The following is a 20,605-nucleotide window of genomic DNA, read 5'->3' as shown; positions in this document are numbered from 1 at the left end:
CGCGGGTTTGCTGGTTCCCGTGTGTCGTGAAGTCCGGTTCCGCCCTGGCTCGATGAGGGCCGTCGTGTGCCTTCGTTCCATGCGTCCCTGAGCGGGCTCTCACGCCCCTCCGGCGCGTCGCGCGTGGACGGGCACCTCGACGGCGCCTCGTCCGTCGTCCCTCACCAACCGGCTCCTCACTTCATCACCCCCCGCGGGCCTCGCTGCCCGACGGGAACGGGAGTCCTTCATGCCTCGCAGCACTCGCATCGAGCGGTATCGCAACATCGGCATCATGGCGCACATCGACGCGGGCAAGACGACGCTCACCGAGCGCGTCCTGTTCTTCACCGGTCGCATCCACTCCACGGGCGAGGTGCACGACGGCTCCACGGAGATGGACTGGCTGCCGCAGGAGAAGCAGCGCGGCATCACCATCACCTCCGCGGCCACCACCGCGTTCTGGTCTCCTCGCACGGGGCCCTCGGCGGGTTTGCCCCACCGCATCAACATCCTGGACACGCCGGGACACGTGGACTTCACCATCGAGGTGGAGCGCTCCCTGCGCGTGCTGGACGGCGCGGTGGCCGTGTTCGACGCGAGCCAGGGCGTGGAGCCCCAGTCCGAGGCCGTGTGGCGTCAGGCGGACCGCTACGGCGTCCCGCGCATCGCGTTCATCAACAAGATGGACAAGGTGGGCGCGGACTTCGTCATGAGCCTGGAGTCCATCCGGGAGCGGCTGGGCGCTCGCCCGGTGGCGGTGCAGTGGCCGCTCATGGGCGCGGGCGCTGAGTTCCAGGGGCTGGTGGACCTGGTCCGGATGAAGACGGTCCTCTTCGACGGCGACGGCGGTGAGTACCGCGACGGCCTCCCCATTCCCGAGGAGGCGCGCGCGGAGGTGGAGCGCTGGCGGCTGCGGCTCATCGAGGCCGCGGCGGACCTGGACGACGCGGTGATGGAGAAGTTCGTGGACGGACGGCTGGAGGAGATTGGCGAGGCGGAGCTCGTGCGTGCGTTGCGCGCGGGGACGCTGTCGCGCGTGCTGGTGCCGGTGCTCGCCGGTGCGGCGTTCAAGAAGAAGGGAGTGCAGATGCTGCTGGACGCCGTCGTCGACTACCTGCCCGCGCCGTCGGACCTGCCGGCGGTGGAGGGCTCCGTGTACGGCACGGAGCAGCGGACCACGCGTGAGCCCGCGGACGACAGTCCTCCGGCCGCGCTGGCGTTCAAGATGATGAGTGACAAGAACGTGGGGAACATCGTCTTCCTGCGCGTGTACTCGGGCACGCTGCGCGCGGGCACCGTCCTGCTCAACTCCGCCACCGGCAAGCGGGAACGGGTGGGCCGGCTGATGTTCATGCATGCCAATCGCCGGGAGGAGGTGGAGGAGGTCCATGCGGGAGACATCGCCGCGGCGCTCGGCCTGAAGGGCGTGCGCACCGGAGACACGCTGAGCGACCTGGAGGCCCCCGTGGTGCTCGAGTCGCTCGGCTTCCCGGAGCCCGTGGTTCACCTGGCCGTGGAGGCGAAGTCACCGGCGGAACTGCCGAAGCTGGAGGAGGGCCTGCATCGTCTGGCGGCGGAGGATCCGTCGCTGCGCGTGGGCGTGGACCCGGAGAGTGGCCAGGTGCTGCTGTCCGGAATGGGTGAGCTTCACCTGGAGGTCGTCGTGGACCGCTTGAGGACGGAGTACGGCGTGGAGGCGCGCGTGGGACAGCCCAAGGTGGCCTACCGCGACACGCTCCAGCGCGCGGTGCGCCAGGAGTACCGCCACGTCCGTCAATCGGGCGGGCCCGGTCAGTATGCGTACGTGGTGCTGGACGTGGCTCCGGCGGCGCGCGGCGCGGGGCTCGTGTTCGTGGACGACACCAAGGGCGGCTCCATCCCGAGGGAGCTGGTGCCGGCCATCCAGAAGGGCGTGGCGGGGGCCATGGAGAAGGGCGTGCGCGACGGCGTGGCGCTCGTGGACGTGGAGGTCCGGCTGGTGGATGGAGACACGCACGTGCGCGACTCCACGCCCCAGGCGTTCTCCACGGCCGGCTCCCTGGCGCTGCAGGAGGCGGTGAGGGCCGCTGGCGTGCGGGTGCTCGAGCCCGTGATGGCGGTGGAGGTGACGACGCCCGAGGCGTACCTGGGCGACGTGCTGGGTGACCTCGCCGCGCGGCGGGGCAGGGTGTTGGGGATGGAGGAGCGGGGCAACGCGCGAGTCGTCTCTGCGCGCGTCCCCATGGCCAGCCTCTTCGGCTACGTGACGAGCCTGCGTGGTCGGACTCAAGGCAGGGCCCAGGCGAGCATGCGCCTGGGTGAGTACGAGCCTCTGCCGGACGCGCTCCAGCCGTCCTTGGCCGTGACTCACGCATGATGCAGGAGGCCCCGGGGCTCGTATCGGCCCGGGGTCTCGTTGTTTTCGAGCGCGAGCGATTTCTCTTGCTTGTACGTGGGTACAAGCCGCGAGCCTTCTCGTCAGACAGGAGACCAGGCGGGCGTCCTGGCGCCCCCGAGGGGAGTGGCGCAAAACGTACACCCCGCCGTTGATTCCGCGGGACTTTGGCCCGGGGAGCGGGCAGGGTCTCGCGCCAAGACGTCGGAATGGGTGGGTCAGCCTCCCTGTTCCCTGACGTTCCCCGAGTGGTCCGGACCCAGTGAGGTCCGGCCGCGCACCGCCAGGCGCCTCCGGCATGGGTCGGAAGAGCGCGCTGCGCGGGCTTGCTCACCACCGCAAGGCGGTGAGCTCACTGTTTCCCAGGAAGACATGACTTTCGACGAACTGCAGCTTCACGACACCCTCCTGCGCGCGGTCAAGGCGGAGGGCTACACCACCCCCACGCCCATCCAGGCGAAGGCGATTCCCCACGCGTTGCTGGGCAAGGACGTCCTCGGCGTGGCGCAGACGGGCACGGGGAAGACGGCGGCGTTCGCGCTGCCCATCCTCCAGCGGCTGTCCGCGAAGGCGCCCGCGGGCGGGCACCGACCGATTCGTTGCCTGGTGCTCACCCCGACGCGCGAGCTCGCCGGTCAGGTGGGCGAGAGCTTCATGACGTACGGCAAGAACCTGCCGCTCAAGCACGCGGTCATCTTCGGCGGCGTGGGGCAGGCGGCGCAGGTGCAGTCGCTCCAGCGGGGCCTGGACGTGCTGGTGGCGACGCCGGGCCGTCTGTTGGATTTGATGGACCAGGGCTACGTGTCCCTGCGCTCGCTCGAGGTGTTCGTGCTCGACGAGGCGGACCGCATGCTGGACATGGGGTTCATCCACGACGTGCGCAAGGTCATCAAGGCGCTGCCGGCGAAGCGTCAGACGCTGTTCTTCAGCGCGACGATGCCGCCTGAGATCGTGGACCTGTCGCGCAACCTGCTGACGGACCCGGTGCGCGTGGAGGTGACGCCTGTCTCCAGCACCGCGGAGACGGTGGCGCAGCAGGTGTACTTCGTGGAGCGCGAGCAGAAGCGCGGCCTGCTGACGCACCTGCTGAAGGACGGAAAGATCTCGCGGGCGCTGGTCTTCACGCGCACCAAGCACGGCGCGAACCGCGTGGCCAAGCAGCTCGAGGGCTCGGGTGTGACGGCCGCGGCGATTCACGGCAACAAGAGCCAGAACGCGCGTGAGCGCGCGCTGGACGAGTTCCGCTCCGGGACGCTGCGCGTGTTGGTGGCCACGGACATCGCGGCGCGCGGCATCGACATCGACGGGCTGAGCTTCGTCGTCAACTACGACCTGCCGAACGTGCCGGAGCAGTACGTGCACCGCATCGGCCGCACGGGCCGGGCGGGTGCGACGGGCACCGCGGTGTCCTTCTGCGACGGTGAGGAGCGCGCGTACCTGCGCGACATCGAGCGGACCATCCGGCGCAGCGTGCCGGTGGTGGAGGACCATCCGTACCGCTCGGGCATGGCGCCGCCGCGTCCCGGGGCCTCGGCCACGGTGGAGGCGCCGGTGTCGCGCGGTCCGAATCCTGGCGCGCAGGCGCGAGGCGGGCAGGGCGGCGGTGGTGGCCGGGGTGGCAACGCGCCCGGTGGTGCCTCGCGTCGTCGTCGGGGTGGCCGCGGTGGCGGCGGTGGCCAGGGTCGGTCCGAGGGCGGCAATCGCTCGGCGCGTCCGGGTGGCTCGGGTCCGAACCGTGGCAATGCGCAGGCGCCGCGTGGACCGGGTGGCTCCTCGCCCAGGCCCGCGGCCTCCGCGGGGCCGTCGAAGCCCGCTGACGCGCCTCCCGCGCGTCGCGAAGCGCCAAAGTGGCTGTGAGGTAGTGGCTCCGTGGCATCCGTGACTCCTTCCTGAGGGGTGACGGGTGCCGCGTGGAAAGTCGCCTCCCGCGTCATCGCGCTGGAGGCGCCTCCTCGTGCAACGGTGCGAGCGCTCGTGGCGCTATCGCCTTCGAGCCTCGACGCTGAGCCTGGGTGCGGCACGGACTCACGCTTGAGTCCGCGCGCAGGGCTCGGCGGTTGTCGGGTTCGGGCCGGACCTGCCTACTCGAGGTGGGCCGTCATCCCGCCGAGGTGAACGGGCTCGATTCGTTCGACCGCGAAGTCGCGGACGAACTCGAGTCGGCCCCACAGCAGGTCATGCCCCTTCATCCAGCGGACCGCGCTCACCCGTCTCGCGAAGCGCTGCTGCTCCTCGTTCGTGGCGCGACGGGGCGACCCGAGGACGCGGCCGACGAGTCGCACGGCGGGCACCCGCGCGAAGTGTCCCCTGAACAGCGAGCGGAGCCAGAACCCCCTGCCGCTGTCCACGGCGAGGATGCTCAGCCGCGCATCGCGTGCGAGATTCCTCGAGAGCCGTCGGGTGAAGACCTCGAAGAACACCCCACGGCCAGGTTCACCCAACAGCACGGAGCCGATGGGCGTGACATGGGGTGCTCCATCCTCGTCGACGGTGGCGATGGAGAAGTGGAGCGAGCTGGCGAAGGCCCGCGAGAACAGCTGGCGCGTTCGCGTCCACTGCTCCCCGATATCCCGGGGCAGGGTGGTGCCGAGGTCAGCAGGTGCCAGGGCGCTCATGACTCCTTGCTGCTCCCCATCACGACGATGGTGCCCTGCGCCACGGCGACCAGCGTCTCCCCCTGGTCGTCGACCGCGAAGATCTCGCACTGGCACACCGACTGTCGTCGTCCCGTGTGCACCGCGCGAGCCCTGGCGACGAGCTGATGGCCGAGCGCCGGCCGCACGTAGTTGATCTTGAACTCCGACGTGATGATGGGCACGTCGAGCATCGCGGTGCCACCGGCGAACGTGAGCGCGTTGTCGGCCAGGTAGCTCAGGACGCCGCCGTGCGCGAAGCCATACTGCTGGCGCAGCTCCGGGCGCATGGGCAGTTCGAGCTCCACCTCGCCCTTCGTCAACCGCGTCAGCCGGGTCCCCATCAGGTTGCTGAAGCCCTGCCTGGCGAGGAGCTGCTGCCCAATCTCCATGAGTGAGTCCACGGTGCCCTCCCGGGCTGACTAGAACATCGTTCTAGAATGATGTTCTAATGTAGGGTGCGGCCATGCGCAACCCGGGTCACCGGAGAGAAGAGGTCCTCAAGGCGGCGCTCGAGTGCTTCCTGGAGCGAGGCGTGGAGGGCACGACGATGGCGGCCATCCGAGAGCGCTCCGGGGCCAGCACGGGGAGCATCTACCACCTGTTCGAGAGCAAGGAGGCCATCGCGGCCGCCCTCTACTTGGAGGTGCTCGGCGAGTACCAGACGGGCCTCTTGAAGGAACTGGAGCAGCATCCCGGCGCGCGCGAGGGCATCGAGGCGCTGGTGCGCCACCACCTGGACTGGTCCCTGTCGCGTCCCGACGCCGCCCGCTTCCTGGTGGAGGCTCGAAGTGGGGCCGCCGTCACCGCGGCGGAGACGCGCATCCGCGAACAGAACAAGGGCTTCTTCCGTCAGCTCAAGGACTGGTGGCAGGGCCACGTCCGCGACGGCACGTTCGACGAGATGCCCTTCGAGCTCTTCCTCGCCATCCTCCGGGGACCGGCGCAGGAGATGCTCCGGGAGTGGCTCGCTGGCAGGACGAAGACCGACCCGCGCACCGCGATACCCGTCCTGGCCCGTGCGGCCTGGCAGTCCGTCGAAAAGCGCCCCACGAGCGCACGGAAGGGTGGGGCGACACCGCGACGACCTTGAGTCACGCGGCTCCGAGCCTCAAGGCCCGGAGGTCCGCGGATGAATCCGTGCCACCCGTCCGAGCACATCGGAGCGCCGTGCCCACCCGTTGATCCTCCCCAGCGCGTTGCCAATCAAGACGCGCTCGGGCGTGGCGTCCTTGACCAGGTGGAGCAGCGCGCCGCCCTTCCAGCGCACGAAGACGACATCTCCCGCGCGCACCTCCAACGGATTCACCGGAGCCAGCGTCACGGGCTGGTTGTCCTCGATGACTCCGCGCATCGAGCCACCCCTGGGGCGTACGGTGATGTCCTTGCCTTGTGTCAGCGCCTGAAGTGCGTCCGTCATCCATCCCATGTCACGTCTCCTCGAGAAGTTCCTCGAGGAGACGTGGGGCGCTCAGCGCGCTGACAGACTACATGTTCCGCCGGTACTGCCCGCCGACCTCGTACAGGGCGCGGGAGATCTGCCCCAGCGTGCAGACCTTACAGGCGTCCATCAGCGCGGCGAAGATGTTGCCGTTGTCGAGCGCCGCGCGCTTCACGGCCTCCAGCGCGGCCGGAGCCACGTCCGCGTTGCGCTTCCAGAACGCGTCGCGCGAGGTGATGGAGTAGTCCTTCTCCTCCTTCGTCGCGCGAATCACCTCCGGCGGCGTCACGGTGGGCGAGCCCTTCGGGTCCAGGAATGTGTTCACCCCGATGATGGGCAGCGAGCCGTCGTGCTTCAGCGTCTCGTAGTACAGCGACTCCTCTTGAATCTTCGAGCGCTGGTACATGCGCTCCATCGCGCCCAGCACGCCGCCGCGCTCGGAGATGGCGCGGAACTCGGTGAGCACCGCGGCCTCCACCAGGTCCGTCAGCTCCTCGACGATGAACGAGCCCTGGTTGGGGTTCTCGTTCTTCGACAGGCCGAACTCCTTGTTGATGATGAGCTGGATGGCCAGCGCGCGCCGCACGCTCTCCTCGGTGGGCGTGGTGATGGCCTCGTCGTAGGCGTTGGTGTGCAGCGAGTTGCAGTTGTCGTTCAACGCCAGCAGCGCCTGCAGCGTGGTGCGGATGTCGTTGAAGGCGATCTCCTGCGCGTGCAGGGAACGGCCCGACGTCTGGATGTGGTACTTCAGCTTCTGCGAGCGATCATTGCCGCCGTACTTGTCGCGGATGGCCTTGGCCCAGATGCGACGCGCCACGCGGCCGAGCACCGTGTACTCGGGGTCCATCCCGTTCGAGAAGAAGAACGAGAGGTTGGGCGCGAAGTCGTCGATGTCCATCCCGCGCGACAGGTAGTACTCGACGAAGGTGAAGCCATTGGCCAGCGTGAAGGCCAGCTGGGAGATGGGGTTCGCCCCGGCCTCCGCGATGTGGTAGCCGGAGATGGACACCGAGTAGAAGTTCCGCACCTTCTTGTCGGTGAAGTACTGCTGGATGTCGCCCATCAGCCGCAGCGCGAACTCCGTGGAGAAGATGCAGGTGTTCTGCGCCTGGTCCTCCTTCAGGATGTCCGCCTGCACCGTGCCACGCACCTGCTGGAGCGTGGACGCGCGGATCTTCTCGTACACCTCGCGCGGCAGCACCTCGTCGCCAGACACGCCGAGCAGCAAGAGCCCCAGCCCGTCATTTCCCTGCGGCAGCTCACCCTGGTAGCGCGGACGCGGCACGCCACGCTTCTGGTAGAGCGCGTCGATCTTCTGCTCGACCTCCTCCACCTTGTTGTTGGCGCGGATCCACTTCTCGCACTGCTGGTCCACCGCCGCGTTCAGGAAGAACCCGAGCAGCATCGGCGCGGGGCCGTTGATGGTCATCGACACCGACGTCGTCGGGTCCGCCAGGTCGAAGCCCGAGTAGAGCTTCTTCGCGTCGTCGACGTTGGCGATGGACACGCCCGAGTTGCCGACCTTGCCGTAGATGTCCGGCCGGTGGTCCGGGTCCTCGCCGTACAGGGTCACCGAGTCGAACGCCGTGGACAGGCGCTTGGCCGGCAGTCCGCGCGAAACGTAGTGGAAGCGCTTGTTGGTGCGCTCCGGGCCGCCCTCGCCGGCGAACATGCGCGCCGGGTCCTCGCCCTCGCGCTTGAGCGGGAAGACGCCTGCGGTGAACGGGAACGCACCGGGCGCGTTCTCGCGCAGGAGCCACATCAGGATGTCACCCCAGTCCTCGTAGCGGGGCAGGGCGATCTTCGGGATGCGCAGGTGTGACAGCGACTCGGTGAACAGGTCCAGCTCGATGACCTTGTCGCGCACCTGGTACTGGTACTTGGACGCCGCGTAGCGCCGCTTCGTCGCGGGCCACTCGCTCAGGAGCCGGCGGCAATCCGGGTCCAGCCGCGACTCCAGGTCCTTGTACAGCTCCACCAGCTCGCTCAGGTACGCGGGCTCGCCCTCGACGCGCTCGGTGACGTGCACCACGTCGGACGCGTCCTTCGGCTCGACGATCTCCAGCCGCTTCTTGCCGACGTTCTGCCGCAGCGCCTCGATGGTGCCGTGGAGCTGGTACATCCGCCGGGCGATGGCCGCCTGCGCGCGGGCGAAGGCATCGTACGCCTCACACGTCTCGACGATCTCCGCGAGGTAGCGGGTGCGCTCGGGCGGGATGATCCACTTCTTCTCGCTCATGCCCGGCGTCTGGGCCAGGTGCGACTGGAGCGGGGCGCCCGTCTTCTTCACCACCGCGTCCATGATGGCGCGGTAGAGCTGGTTCATCCCCGGGTCGTTGAACTGCGACGCGATGGTGCCGTGCACGGGCACCGCGTCATCCGCCGTGGTGAAGGCGTTGTGGTTGCGCTTCCACTGCTTGCGCACGTCGCGCAGCGCGTCCAGCGAGCCGCGCTTGTCGAACTTGTTGATGGCGATGACGTCCGCGAAGTCGAGCATGTCGATCTTCTCGAGCTGCGTCGCCGCGCCGTACTCGGCCGTCATCACGTAGAGCGACACGTCCGAGTGCTCGGTGATTTCGGTGTCGGACTGACCGATGCCGGAGGTCTCCACCACGATGAGGTCGAAGCCCGCGGCCTTGCACACCTCGATGGAGTCGCCCACGTGCTTGGACAGCGCGAGGTTGCTCTGCCGCGTCGCCATGGAGCGCATGTACACGCGCGGGTTGTCGATGGCGTTCATCCGGATGCGGTCGCCGAGCAGCGCGCCGCCCGACTTGCGCTTCGACGGGTCCACCGACAGCACCGCCAGCGTCTTGTCCGGGAAGTCCGCCAGGAAGCGCCGCACCAGCTCGTCGACGAGGCTGGACTTGCCCGCGCCGCCAGTGCCGGTGATGCCCAGCACGGGCACGCGCGGCTGCTTCGAGCTGAGCTTCGTCATCGCGTCGCGGAGCTGGTCTCCCACCGACGCGAAGTTCTCCGCGATGGTGATGAGCGAGGCGATCTTCATCGGCTCGCGCACCGGCATCGCCGCCGCCGTCGGCGCGAAGTCCGCCGGGCGCTTCTCGAAGTCACACTCCTGGATGAGGTGGTCGATCATCCCCTGCAGGCCCATGGCCCGCCCGTCATCCGGGGAGTAGATGCGCGTGACACCGTACGCGTGGAGCTCCTCGATCTCCGTTGGCAGGATGGTGCCACCGCCACCGCCGAAGACCTTGATGTTCGCCCCGCGCTGCTTCAGCAGGTCGATCATGTACTTGAAGAACTCGACGTGACCGCCCTGGTACGAGGTGATCGCGATGCCCTGCGCGTCCTCCTGGATGGCGCAGTCGACGATCTCCGCGACCGAGCGGTTGTGTCCCAGGTGGATGATTTCGGCGCCCGAGGCCTGCATCAGGCGGCGCATGACGTTGATGGCCGCGTCGTGCCCGTCGAACAGGGAGGCGGCCGTCACGATTCGCACGTGGAATCGCGGCTTGTAGGGCCCGGGGACCGGGGTCAACTGGACGTTTCGCACGGCGCGTACAGTAGGAGCGCGGTGGATGTCGGGCAAGCGATTGAAGCGGGGCCCGCCGGGGCTCGACGCGGACTGTCAAGCCCTCGATGTCGGGAGGAAGGATTCCAGCACCCGCAGTGCGGCGGACGTCGGCGTGGCGCGTCCCTCGCGGACCTCCGCCTCCAGCACCGGCACCAGGGCGGCCACCGTGGGGTTCGCATGCAGGGCCGCTCGCAGACCGTCCTGCACCATGGACCACATCCAGCCCACCTGCTGCGCGCGCCGTCGCTGCTCCAGTGTCCCGGAGGCCACGCGCTTGCCCACCTGCGCCTCCAGCGCTTCCCACAGCTTGCCGATGCCCTGGCCCTCCAGCGCGCTGCACGTGGTGACCACGGGCTCGTTGCCCGGACGCATCAGGTGGAGCGCGGCGCGCAGCTCGGCGCGGGCCCGCTCGGCCCTCGGCAGGTTGTCGCCGTCCGCCTTGTTGATGGCGAGCATGTCCGCCACCTCGAGGATGCCGCGCTTGATGCCCTGCAGCTCGTCGCCCGCGCCCGCGAGCATCAGCACCAGGTAGAAGTCCACCATGTCGGCGACCACCGTCTCCGACTGGCCCACGCCCACCGTCTCCACCAGCACCACGTCGAAGCCCGCCGCCTCGCACAACAGCAGCGTCTCCCGCGTCTTGCGCGCGACCCCGCCCAGCGTGCCGCTGGACGGACTGGGGCGGATGTACGCGGCCGCCTCGCGCGACAGCCGGGCCATGCGCGTCTTGTCGCCCAGGATGCTGCCGCCGGAGATGGTGCTCGACGGGTCGATGGCGAGCACCGCCACGCGCCGTCCCGCGCCCACCAGGTGCATCCCCAGCGCGTCGATGAAGGTGCTCTTGCCCACGCCGGGAACACCGCTGATACCGATGCGCCGGCTGCCGCCCGTGAAGGGGAGCAGCCGGGTGAGGACCTCCTGCGCGAGCGCCTGGTGGCGCGGATGTCCGCTCTCCACCAGGGTGATGGCGCGCGCGAGCACGGAGCGATCCGCCGAGCGGACGCCGTCCACGTAGGCGTCCACCGTCAGCTGCTTCACGCCTCCTCCTGCGCCGCCGTCAGCTTCTCCAGCAGCTCCAGGGCCGCCTTCGAGATGACCGTGCCGGGGCCGAAGATGGCGGCGGCGCCCGCGGCGCGCAGCTCGTCGTAGTCCTGCGCGGGGATGACGCCGCCCACGACGACCATGATGTCCTCGCGGCCCAGCTCGCTCAGCGCGCGCTTGAGCTGCGGCACCAGCGTCAGGTGTCCCGCCGCCAGCGAGCTGGCGCCCACCACGTGCACGTCGTTCTCCACGGCCTGGCGCGCGGACTCCTCGGGCGTCTGGAACAGCGGGCCGATGTCCACGTCGAAGCCCAGGTCCGCGAACGCGGTGGCGATGACCTTCTGTCCTCGGTCATGCCCGTCCTGGCCCATCTTGGCGATGAGGATGCGAGGCCGGCGGCCGAAGCGCGCGAGGAACGCGTCCGCCGCGGCGCGGGCCTCGGTGATGCCCTGGGCGTCCTTGCCCGCTTCGCTCGAGTACACGCCGGACACACTCCTCACCGTGGCTTCGTAGCGCCCGAAGACCTTCTCGAGCGCGTCGCTGATCTCTCCCACCGTCGCCTTCGCGCGCGCCGCGTCGATGGCGAGCGCCAGGAGATTCCCCTCGTTGCGCCGGCCCGCCTCGGTGAGCGCCTCCAGCTTGCGGCGAACGTCGTCCGCGTTGCGCTCCGCGCGCAGTTCCTTGAGCCGGGCGATCTGCGCCTCGCGCACCGCGGAGTTGTCCACCTTGAGGATCTCGATGTTGTCGGGACGCTCGGGCGGGTACTTGTTCACGCCGATGATGGCCTGACGGCCGGAGTCGATGCGCGCCTGCGTGCGGGCCGCGGCCTCCTCGATGCGCAGCTTGGGCAGCCCCGCCTCGATGGCCTTCGTCATGCCGCCCAGCGCCTCGACCTCCTGGATGTGTCCCCACGCCTTCTGCGCCAGCTCGTGCGTGAGCCGCTCCACGTAGTAGCTGCCGCCCCACGGGTCGATGACGCGCGTGGTGCCGCTCTCCAGCTGGAGATACAGCTGCGTGTTGCGGGCGATGCGCGCGCTGAAGTCCGTGGGGAGGGCGATGGCCTCGTCGAGCGAGTTGGTGTGCAGGCTCTGCGTGTGGCCCTGCGTCGCGGCCATGGCCTCCACGCACGTGCGCACCACGTTGTTGAACACGTCCTGCGCGGTGAGGCTCCAGCCGGAGGTCTGCGAGTGGGTGCGCAGCGCCAGGCTCTTGTCGCTCTTGGGGCTGAAGCCCTTGATGAGCCGGGCCCAGATCATCCGGGCCGCGCGCATCTTCGCCACCTCCATGAAGAAGTTCATGCCGATGGCCCAGAAGAACGACAGGCGCGGCGCGAACGCGTCCACGCCCAGTCCCGCCGCGAGCCCCGCGCGCACGTACTCCACACCGTCCGCCAGGGTGTAGCCGAGCTCCAGGTCCTGCGTCGCTCCGGCCTCCTGCATGTGGTAGCCGCTGATGCTGATGCTGTTGAATCGCGGCATCTTCTCCGCGGTGAAGCGGAAGATGTCGCCGATGATGCGCATCGACGGGCCCGGCGGGTAGATGTACGTGTTGCGGACCATGAACTCCTTGAGGATGTCGTTCTGGATGGTCCCGCTGAGCTGCTCCGGCTTGACGCCCTGCTCCTCGGCCGCCACCACATAGAGCGCCAGGATGGGCAGCACCGCGCCGTTCATCGTCATCGACACGCTCATCTGGTCGAGCGGGATGCGGTCGAACAGGATGCGCATGTCCTTGATGGAGTCGATGGCCACGCCCGCCATGCCCACGTCACCGGCGACGCGCGGATGGTCGCTGTCGTAGCCCCGGTGCGTGGCCAGGTCGAAGGCGATGGACAAACCCTTCTGACCGGCCGCGAGGTTGCGGCGGTAGAAGGCGTTGGACGCCTCGGCCGTGGAGAAGCCCGCGTACTGGCGCACCGTCCACGGCTGCTGCACGTACATGGTGGAGTAGGGGCCGCGCACGAAGGGCGGCAGGCCCGGCAGCGAGCCCAGGTGCTCGACGTCCGCCAGGTCCTCGGGCGTGTACACCGCCTTGACGGGGATGCCCTCGGGCGTGTCCCAGTGCTCGGCGTCCTTCAGCGTGGCGCGGGCCTTCTCGCGCTGCGCCTCGAGCGCGGCGGCGGTCGGCTGGGTCTCCGGCGCATCGAAGGCGATGCCGGAGAAGTTCGGGACGTGGGGACTCATCAGGCCACTCCGAGCTGCGCGTGCAGCGAGTTCAGGAGCGCGAACAGGTCCGCTCCCGCGAAGATGAACAGGTCCACGCCGGCCGCGCGGAAGGCGGCTTCGTGCTCACCAGGGCGTCCCGCCACCGCCACCGTGCGCGCGCCCTTCGCCTTCAGCGCCGCCGTCAGCGCGGGCACCCACTCGGGATACATCGCGTCCGGACCGGAGATGACCGCGAGCGTCGCGCCCGACTCGGCGAAGGCCGTCACCACCGCCGCCGGGTCCGCGAAGCCGTGCTTCTCCTTCGACTCGATGCCGCCGGCCGCCAGCGCGTTGACCACCCACGTGGAGCGCGCCGTGTGCTCGGCCACCGTGCCCAGGCTCGCCAGGAACGCGGTGGGCCGCTGTCCGTGGGCCGCGACGTACCGGTCGCTCGCGTCACGCAAGGACTCGAAGGGCTCCGCGATGCGCGTGGGCTTCAGTCCCTCGCTGCTCGCGACGGTGCTCCGCGTCCGGGCCTCGCGGCGCACGGGCGCCTCGCCCAGGAAAGGGAACTCGCTCACGCCCACGATGGGCTGCTTGCGGCTGCGCACGGCCTTCTCACGCGCGGCCCGCGTCTCCGCGAGCACCTTCGCGATGTCGCCCTGGGCCAGCGCCTTCTCCAGGCCGCCGAGCGATTCGATGCGCTGCAGCTCCGTCCACGCCGCGCGCGCCAGCTCCGAGGTGAGCTGCTCCAGGTAGTAGCTGCCGCCCGCGGGGTCCGCGACGCGGTTGAGGCTCGACTCGTCGCGCAGGATGAGCTGCGTGTTGCGCGCGAGCCTGCGCGCGCCCTCGTCCGCCGTGCCGAGCGGCTCGTCGAACGGGGAGGTGCTGACACTGTCCGCGCCCGCGACCACGGCGGCGAAGGACTCGGCCGTGGCGCGCAGGATGTTCACCCACGGGTCTCTCTGCGTCTTCGTGCCGAGGGCGGTGCGCGCGTGCAGCCGCATCGCCTGCGCCTCGGGCGAGCCACCCGAAGCGGCCACGACCTTGGCCCACAACAGCCGCGCGGCGCGCAGCTTGGCGATCTCCGGGAAGAACTGGCCGCCGACGGACAGCGCGAACTGCACCGAGCGCGCCGCCACGTCCACCGCCACGCCCGCGCGCTCCATTCCGCGCAGGTACTCCACACCCGTGGCCATGGCCCACGCCAGCTCGTGCACCGACGTGGCCCCCGCGTCCGCGTAGGCCCGCGTCGACACCAGCAGCACCCGCAGCTCCGGCGCGCTCTGGGCCCGCGACGTGACGAGCGGCGCGGCCTCCGCGAGCACCGCCGCCACGCCCTCCGGCAGCGCGCCGGTGCGAGCGAGGATGCCCAAGGGGTCGATGCCCAGCGAGCCGCTCGGCTTGACGCCCGCCTTGTCGGCCACGGCCAGCAGCAGGGACGCCGTGGCGAGCGGCGCCGAGTCCGGCTCCAGGTGCACGGGAGTCCGGTCCAGCGGCACGTGGGCCAGCAGTCGGGCCAGCGTGGCCTCGTCCTTCACCGGGATGCCATGGGCCTCGCCCAGGCAGAGCCAGACACCCTGGGTGCCTCGCTCCAGGTCCGTGCGGAGGGCCTCGGCGGCGAGGGTGACGTCCGGCTCGGAGTACTCCTGGCACAGCAGCCAGCCGCCCTCGGTGTGGCCCAGGGGCTGGGTGCCCCGGACGTAGGGGGCGACGCCCGGCGGCTGTGGCGCGGCCGTGTCCGCCTGCGCGTAGAGGGGCTGGAGCGCCAGTCCACCTTCCAGCGGCGACTGGAGCACCGTGAAGGGCTTGCCCTTCAGGTCCTTGTCCACCAGCCGGCGCCACTCCTCGAGAGTGCGGGCCGGAAACTCGGCGGCGATGTGAAGAGGCACCTGCGACATGCTGTGTCCTCGCGGGGGATGTGGCCGATGACAGGGCGGCCGTCCCCGTCCCATAGGCGCAAAAACGCGCCCGTTCAATGGCGGCGAGCGGGGGAGGGCCTTGTTGGCATCGCCCCGGCCGCCGGGGTGTCAACAAGCCGGGAGTCATGGGCCGGTGGGACGCCGGGCGGACAGGGGTTGCTTTCACCCGCGAGGCGCGAGAAGGCTGACCCGGACGATCCACCGGGTGCGCACGCCATGACGCAGCAACAGTACGAGTTCCTGAACCTCATCAGGAAGGTCCGAAGCCACAACTTCATCGAAGACCACATCCGGCCCTGGGACCCGGCTGACTACGAGCAGCGACTGGCGAAGGAGCAGGCGGAGAACGAGGTCACGCTCGAGGAGATCCGTCAGGTGCTCGCCTCGGGGCTGAGCCTGGACTTCGCGGACCAGAACCACCACACGCCGCTCCTGACCGCCGTCACGCAGAACAACGTGGCGCTCATCCAACTGCTCATGGCCCACGGCGCGGACATTCGCGTGGCCCATGGCAACGAGATGCCGCTGCACCGCGCGGCGGAGTTCGGCGCGGACCGCGTCGTGCGCTTCATCATCGACCAGGGCGTGGACCCGCGGACCCCTTCACCGTTCGGCAGCAGCGCGCTGCGCATCGCCCGGAGCTCGCGTCACAGCCGCGGTGTCCCGGCCATGCTGGTGCAACTGCTGCTGCCCACCAAGGACCAGCGTCCGCCGCCCCCCAAGAAGCTCAAGGGTCTCTCCGAGGAGAAGGTGATGAAGTACCTCTCCAGCGAGCCGCCCGCGGGTGTCAGCGCAGCGTCCTGGGAGATGCTCCGCGGCATCATGGACGCCGTCTTCGTGGAGGCCCACGCCGTCTCGTTGGCCGAGCTCTACGAGGGCATCGAGTCCCGCTCCTCCATGAACCCCGACCTGGTCTTCGCCGCCATCGGCCTCATCCAGGCCGTCAGCGCCGAGGCGCCCAAGAACAAGTCGGTGAAGAAGCTCTCCAAGGACTCCCATGCCCACCACGGAGACCTGGAGCTCAACGGTCCGCTCACCGTGAAGTCGCTGCTGGTGACGGGCAACCTGACGGTGAAGGGCAAGGCCGCCAACCCTGTCGGAGCCTCGCTGTTCGTCGGGGGCTCCTTCCAGTGCGAGGCCTTCCACACCGAGGGGCCCGTCATCATCGGCGGCGACCTGGACGCCTCCCTCGTCGAGGCGAGGAACAACGACTACGCGCTCGAGGTCCGGGGCACCCTGCGCACCGCGAAGCTCGTGGTGAAACAGCATGTCGTCAAGGCGGGGCATTTCGAGGTCCAGGAGCGCGTTGACTCCTAGTGCTTGAACCAACGCGTCATGACCGGATGATGCGATTGCCCCTAGGGTGACGGCCCGAATGCCGACCGAAGTCAAAGTCCAGTCCACGTTGTTCGAGTCGCTGATTCGCTGCATGAACCCCGACTCGGCCCAGCGCGCCGAGCTCCTCGCGGCGGGCTACGACGTGGAGAAGCCCCGCGCCACCTATCCCGCGTCCGTTTTCGCCGCGTGTCAGGCCGTGGCGCTGCGCACGACGTACGCGGGGCTCGCGCCGAAGGCCGCTCAGCGGGAGCTGGGGCGAGACCTGGTCCGCAAGTACTTCGACACGCTGGTGGGCCGGGTGGTGGGCATGGCGCTGAAGGTGGCGGGACCCGAGCGGGCGATGAAGCGCGTGGCGCTCAGCTTCAGCTCGGTGATGGAGCCGGTGGACATCACGGTGGAGAACCTGGGTCCGCAGGTCTGGCGCGCGAAGTTCCGCGGCTACGTCTTCCCCGCCGAGGCCGCCGCGGGCACGTGTGAGGTCGCGCTGAAGCAGGCGGGCGCCTCCACGGCCACCGTGGAGGTGGAGCGCTACGAGGGCACCGAGGGCTTCGACCTGCGTCTTCGCTGGTGAAGCCCCCGGGGCACTCCGGGCTCAAGGCTGGGGTGTGCCCAGCGCCACGGCTGCGCCCTCCGTGGGCTCCGTCACGTTGTCCTGTGACGTGCGGTCGATGAGCTTGTTGAGCGGATCGATACCGACCTCCACGGGCTTCACCGGCACCGTGAAGCTCAGCTCGGATTCACCCTGGCTCACCTCGCGCTTCTCCAGGAACACCGCGTTGCCGTCCTCGTCGAGCGCGCCCACGTCCATCCAGTCGGAGAACTTCAGCTCCGTCTGCTCGCCCTTGTCGTCGCTGCGGTACTTCTTCGCGATGACCTTGAGCGTGACGTCCCAGGCGCCCTGCGCGTTCTGCCGCATCGTCGCGGACACCGCCCGGTTGTCGTACAGGGTGATGGTCTCGAAGAGGTCCTCGAGCAGGTACTGGTACTCCGGCGGCGTCTCCTCGCGCAGGAAGCCGATGAGCTCCGCGGAGCCCGTGTACGGAGGCCCCTGGAAGCGGACCTTCTCCACGTAGCGCTTCAACGCGCGGTTGACGCGCTCCTCGCCGATGAAGTCCTGCAGCGCGTACATGGCGAGGCTGCCCTTCTGGTAGTGGATGTACGGCTGGTTCTCCACCCGCGACAGGGGCACCTCCTTCTTGCGCTCCATCGCGCGGCCCATCAGGTAGCTGTCCAGCTCGAACTTGAGGAAGCGCTTCATCTTCGACGCGCCGAAGCGGTGCTTCATCACCATCAGCGCGGCGTACTGCGACATCGTCTCCGACGTCATCGTGGCGCCCTGCGCGCGCCCGCCCACCACCTGGTGCGCCCACCACTGATGGGCGATCTCATGCGCGGTGATGTAGTACGGGTAGTCGACGTCGTCCGGGCTTCCGTCGCGCACGCGGGCGATGAAGCCCACCGCCTCCGAGTACGGAATCGTGTTGGGGAACGACTGCGCGAAGCTCCCGTAGCGGGGGAACTCCAGGATGCGCGCCTGGCGGTGCTGGTACGGCCCGAAGTTCTCCGAGCAGTACGCCAGCGCGTCCTTCATGCCGCGCATCATCCGGTCCAGCACGTACGTGTGCGTGGGGTGGTGGTAGATCTCCAGCGCCACGCCCTTCCACGTGTCGCGCATCACCTCGTAGCGCGCGGACAGCACCGAGTAGAACTTCAGGATGGGCTGGTCCATCTTGTAGCGGAAGAAGCGCCGGTCCCCCACGGTCCACTCCTTCTCCAGGTAGCCCGGGGCGATGGCGATCTGGTCCGGCGACGTGCTCACCGTGGCCTGGAAGGAGACGAAGTCCGCGTCGGGCGTGATGTAGTTGTTCGCCAGCGCCTTCGGGTCATCCCGGTCCGGCAGCCGCTCCTTGGGCGCGAGCCCGTACTCCTTGCGGTCCTTGTCCTCGGACAGCTCCGAGTCCTCCTGGTAGCCGAGCGTCGGCAGGTTGCCGCTGTTGAAGAAGGTGCCGTTGCTCACGATGTCCGTGCGCGCTGCCCCGTGCTTCAGGCGCTTCGCGTGGAACTCCAGGTCGAAGACCAGCTCGGCCTCCGCGCCCGGGGCCAGCGGCGTGGGCAGCTCCAGGACGAACAGGCCCAGCTCCCGGTCCGTGGGCTCCGTGCGCTCGGCGCCCGCGAGGCTCAGCTTGCGCACGCGCACGTCGGTGGGCATGTCGAGCAGCACCTTGGCGATGGGCTCCTGCGTCTTGTTGCGCAGCCGGTAGGTGCCGAGCGCCTCCAGCCGCTGCTCCTCCGGATGGATGTGGAACGTCACGTCCACGTCCGTCACGCGCGGGTGGGGCAGGGCGAGGAAGGACTTGTACTCCTTCTCATAGCGGGCCCGCGCGCGCTCCATGTCCTTCTCGGTGACGAACGGGTTGACCACGCGGGTCTGGTACGTGATGAAGCCGCCCAGCCCCAGGAACGCCAGCAGCGCCACGCTGGCGCCGGCCGTCCACGCCCAGCTCTGTCGGGCCCGCGCCTCGCGCAGCCGCTCCTTCCACCGCGTGGTGCGTCCCCGCACGATGAGCAGGTAGCCCACCGCGACGAGCAGCACCGCGAGCGCGTACCAGTACAGGCGGAACCACACGAGGTTGGACACGAAGTGGCCGTAGCCGTTCATGTCCGAGTACAGCACGCCCGTGTCCGAGCCGTAGCGCACCAGCCGGTCCTCCACGCCGAACAGGCCCAGCGCGGCCTGCGAGGCGAAGTGGATGACCATGACCAGGTACGCCAGGTACTTCTGGTGGATGAGCACCTGCGCGAAGAAGGCCAGCACGCACAGGAGCACCTCGTGCGTGAAGTCCACCAGGACGATGTCCGTGAAGTACAGGCCCCATTCAATCTGGAAGAAGCTCCGGCTCACCTGCGTGATGAGCACCGCGAGCGCGACCACCACCTTGAGCGAGAGCACCACGAGCAGCAGCGCGCCGAGCTTGGACGCATAGCCCACCCACGTCGGGGCCCGCGTCGCGTCCACGATGTCGCCCAGGCCCGCGTCGCGCTCCTTCCACACCAGCTCACCGGCGTAGAAGGTGAGGGTGATGAGCACGAAGGGCTTGAAGGTGCCCGTCGCCACCTCCAGCGCCTGCCACGTCACGGGCCACGTCGAGGTGCCGTAGAGCTGCTTGGACACCAGCGCGCCCAGCGTGACGAAGATGAGCCCCGCCACCACGAAGGACCAGTACACCGGCGAGCGCAGCACGTCCCGGAAGGCCAGCCACGCGGACGCCGCGGCCGTGCGCGCCCAGCTGCCAAAGGTCGGCGCGGCCCGAGTGGTGGGGATGCCCACGGGCGCCTGGGGCGCCTCCTCCGCCTTCGTCGCGCGGCCACCGCGGTGCTCCTCCACCTCGGGCCGGAAGCGCAGCACCGTGAGGCCCAACAGCAGCGCGCCCACGGTGGACCACAACAGCCGGTTGACGAGCAGCACCCCGCTGAACGGAATCAGGTCGCGGTTGCGCTCGGCGGGGGTCCAGTAGCGCGTCACGTTGTCGACGGTGATGAACCCGAACGGGTCCAGGATGGAGCCCAGCGGCCGGTTGGCCACGTCCGACATGGCGGAGCTGAGCGCCAGGTAGCCCAGCACCAGCACGACGACGCCCACGTACACGGGGGCCATGCGGCGCGTGAGCGCGGCCAGTGAGAAGAACACCGTGCCCGCGAAGAACAGCGTGGGCCACACGCCCACCACGTACGGCCACAGGTAGGCGAGGGACTGGTGGGGCGCCAGCTGGGTCTTGTCGATGAGCCACACGACGCCGGCGCCCACCAGCAGGCCCGGGATGATGGACAACATCAGCACCGCGCTGAAGACGAACGCGCCGAGGAAGCGGCCCAGCAGGTACGGCACCTTCTTCACGTTCTTCGTGAAGATGAGCATCCACGTGCCGTGGCCGAAGTCCTGGTATGCGGCCTGGCCGAAGACGGCCGCCACCATGAGGAGGGCGAACAGGCCCAGCACGGTGATGAAGTTGAAGAGCGTGTACGGGCTGTTGGCCAGCACGCGCTCGGCGCCGGAGCTGGCGCTGATGTTCTTGAAGACGCCGCCGGTCGCCAGCATCAACAACAGGCCGGCGCCGGCGAGCACCGCCGCGTACACCCAGGTCGAGATCATCTTGACCCGGCGACGCAGCTCGAAGGTCACGAGTGCGCTGAACAT

13 protein-coding genes are annotated in these 20,605 nt (G+C 69.2%); 5 read left to right on the top strand and 8 right to left on the bottom strand.

Going from position 1 to position 20,605, the window contains the following annotated elements; genetic code table 11:
* Positions 1 to 229: 229 nt before the first annotated feature.
* Together fusA and OWM54_RS00860 are read left to right on the top strand one after the other, a co-directional pair.
* Positions 230 to 2,338 carry an elongation factor G gene (fusA, locus tag OWM54_RS00865; protein ID WP_267696346.1) on the top strand — a complete coding sequence of 703 codons (2,109 nt, stop codon included), beginning with the start codon at positions 230 to 232 and terminating at the stop codon, positions 2,336 to 2,338.
* A gap of 390 nt (positions 2,339 to 2,728) precedes the next feature.
* Positions 2,729 to 4,213, top strand: coding sequence for a DEAD/DEAH box helicase (locus OWM54_RS00860; protein ID WP_267696345.1), 1,485 nt, complete (start codon positions 2,729 to 2,731; stop codon positions 4,211 to 4,213).
* 224 nt (positions 4,214 to 4,437) lie between these two features.
* Here the strand turns inward: OWM54_RS00860 and OWM54_RS00855 are convergent, their stop codons facing one another.
* Positions 4,438 to 4,971 carry a pyridoxamine 5'-phosphate oxidase family protein gene (locus tag OWM54_RS00855; protein ID WP_267696344.1) on the bottom strand — a complete coding sequence of 178 codons (534 nt, stop codon included), beginning with the start codon at positions 4,969 to 4,971 and terminating at the stop codon, positions 4,438 to 4,440.
* Complete coding sequence (locus tag OWM54_RS00850) at positions 4,968 to 5,393, bottom strand: PaaI family thioesterase (RefSeq protein WP_223749943.1); 426 nt, start codon at positions 5,391 to 5,393, stop codon at positions 4,968 to 4,970. Before OWM54_RS00850 ends, OWM54_RS00855 begins: the two co-directional genes overlap by 4 nt.
* A 62-nt stretch (positions 5,394 to 5,455) precedes the next feature.
* Here OWM54_RS00850 and OWM54_RS00845 point away from each other — a divergent pair, with 62 nt between their 5' ends.
* Positions 5,456 to 6,082, top strand: coding sequence for a TetR/AcrR family transcriptional regulator (locus tag OWM54_RS00845; protein WP_223749942.1), 627 nt, complete (start codon positions 5,456 to 5,458; stop codon positions 6,080 to 6,082).
* An 18-nt stretch (positions 6,083 to 6,100) separates the two neighbouring features.
* Here the strand turns inward: OWM54_RS00845 and OWM54_RS00840 are convergent, their stop codons facing one another.
* From OWM54_RS00840 to OWM54_RS00820, 5 genes are all read right to left on the bottom strand, one after another.
* Positions 6,101 to 6,418: a hypothetical protein gene (locus OWM54_RS00840; protein ID WP_046713547.1), complete on the bottom strand. Its 318-nt coding sequence runs from the start codon at positions 6,416 to 6,418 to the stop codon at positions 6,101 to 6,103.
* Between the two features lie 58 nt (positions 6,419 to 6,476).
* Entirely contained in the window at positions 6,477 to 9,944 is a 3,468-nt protein-coding gene (locus OWM54_RS00835) for a methylmalonyl-CoA mutase family protein (RefSeq protein ID WP_141325055.1), read from the bottom strand.
* A gap of 75 nt (positions 9,945 to 10,019) precedes the next feature.
* Complete coding sequence (meaB, locus tag OWM54_RS00830) at positions 10,020 to 11,003, bottom strand: methylmalonyl Co-A mutase-associated GTPase MeaB (protein ID WP_267696343.1); 984 nt, start codon at positions 11,001 to 11,003, stop codon at positions 10,020 to 10,022.
* Positions 11,000 to 13,189, bottom strand: a complete 2,190-nt coding sequence (gene scpA / locus OWM54_RS00825) for a methylmalonyl-CoA mutase (protein ID WP_223784422.1) — start codon at positions 13,187 to 13,189, stop codon at positions 11,000 to 11,002. The genes meaB and scpA overlap by 4 nt, the downstream gene beginning before the upstream one ends.
* On the bottom strand, positions 13,189 to 15,051 hold the full coding sequence (locus OWM54_RS00820; RefSeq protein ID WP_267696342.1) for a methylmalonyl-CoA mutase family protein: 1,863 nt from the start codon (positions 15,049 to 15,051) through the stop codon (positions 13,189 to 13,191). Before OWM54_RS00820 ends, scpA begins: the two co-directional genes overlap by 1 nt.
* 237 nt (positions 15,052 to 15,288) lie before the next feature.
* On the opposite strand from OWM54_RS00820, the gene OWM54_RS00815 reads away from it, so the two are divergent.
* Positions 15,289 to 16,389: an ankyrin repeat domain-containing protein gene (locus OWM54_RS00815; protein WP_267696341.1), complete on the top strand. Its 1,101-nt coding sequence runs from the start codon at positions 15,289 to 15,291 to the stop codon at positions 16,387 to 16,389.
* Between the two features lie 58 nt (positions 16,390 to 16,447).
* Positions 16,448 to 16,981 carry a DUF2378 family protein gene (locus OWM54_RS00810; protein ID WP_223749937.1) on the top strand — a complete coding sequence of 178 codons (534 nt, stop codon included), beginning with the start codon at positions 16,448 to 16,450 and terminating at the stop codon, positions 16,979 to 16,981.
* Between the two features lie 21 nt (positions 16,982 to 17,002).
* Here OWM54_RS00810 and OWM54_RS00805 read toward each other — a convergent pair whose 3' ends face one another.
* Positions 17,003 to 20,605, bottom strand: a complete 3,603-nt coding sequence (locus OWM54_RS00805; RefSeq protein ID WP_267696340.1) for an ABC transporter permease/M1 family aminopeptidase — start codon at positions 20,603 to 20,605, stop codon at positions 17,003 to 17,005.

The sequence above is a fragment of the Myxococcus sp. MISCRS1 genome, from assembly GCF_026626605.1.
GTDB lineage: Bacteria > Myxococcota > Myxococcia > Myxococcales > Myxococcaceae > Myxococcus > Myxococcus fulvus.
Note: the sequence above shows the minus strand (reverse complement) of the source record. Positions and strands in the feature narration are given on the sequence as shown.

What these genes read in the sequence shown, in the direction of transcription:
- OWM54_RS00855 (WP_267696344.1), bottom strand. Translation starts at nt 4,971, where the DNA reads ATGAGCGCCCTGGCACCTGCTGACCTCGGCACCACCCTGCCCCGGGAT.
- OWM54_RS00840 (WP_046713547.1), bottom strand. Translation starts at nt 6,418, where the DNA reads ATGGGATGGATGACGGACGCACTTCAGGCGCTGACACAAGGCAAGGAC.
- OWM54_RS00815 (WP_267696341.1), top strand. Translation starts at nt 15,289, where the DNA reads ATGACGCAGCAACAGTACGAGTTCCTGAACCTCATCAGGAAGGTCCGA.
- scpA (WP_223784422.1), bottom strand. Translation starts at nt 13,189, where the DNA reads ATGAGTCCCCACGTCCCGAACTTCTCCGGCATCGCCTTCGATGCGCCG.
- OWM54_RS00820 (WP_267696342.1), bottom strand. Translation starts at nt 15,051, where the DNA reads ATGTCGCAGGTGCCTCTTCACATCGCCGCCGAGTTTCCGGCCCGCACT.
- OWM54_RS00845 (WP_223749942.1), top strand. Translation starts at nt 5,456, where the DNA reads ATGCGCAACCCGGGTCACCGGAGAGAAGAGGTCCTCAAGGCGGCGCTC.
- OWM54_RS00805 (WP_267696340.1), bottom strand. Translation starts at nt 20,605, where the DNA reads ATGTTCAGCGCACTCGTGACCTTCGAGCTGCGTCGCCGGGTCAAGATG.
- OWM54_RS00860 (WP_267696345.1), top strand. Translation starts at nt 2,729, where the DNA reads ATGACTTTCGACGAACTGCAGCTTCACGACACCCTCCTGCGCGCGGTC.
- OWM54_RS00810 (WP_223749937.1), top strand. Translation starts at nt 16,448, where the DNA reads ATGCCGACCGAAGTCAAAGTCCAGTCCACGTTGTTCGAGTCGCTGATT.
- fusA (WP_267696346.1), top strand. Translation starts at nt 230, where the DNA reads ATGCCTCGCAGCACTCGCATCGAGCGGTATCGCAACATCGGCATCATG.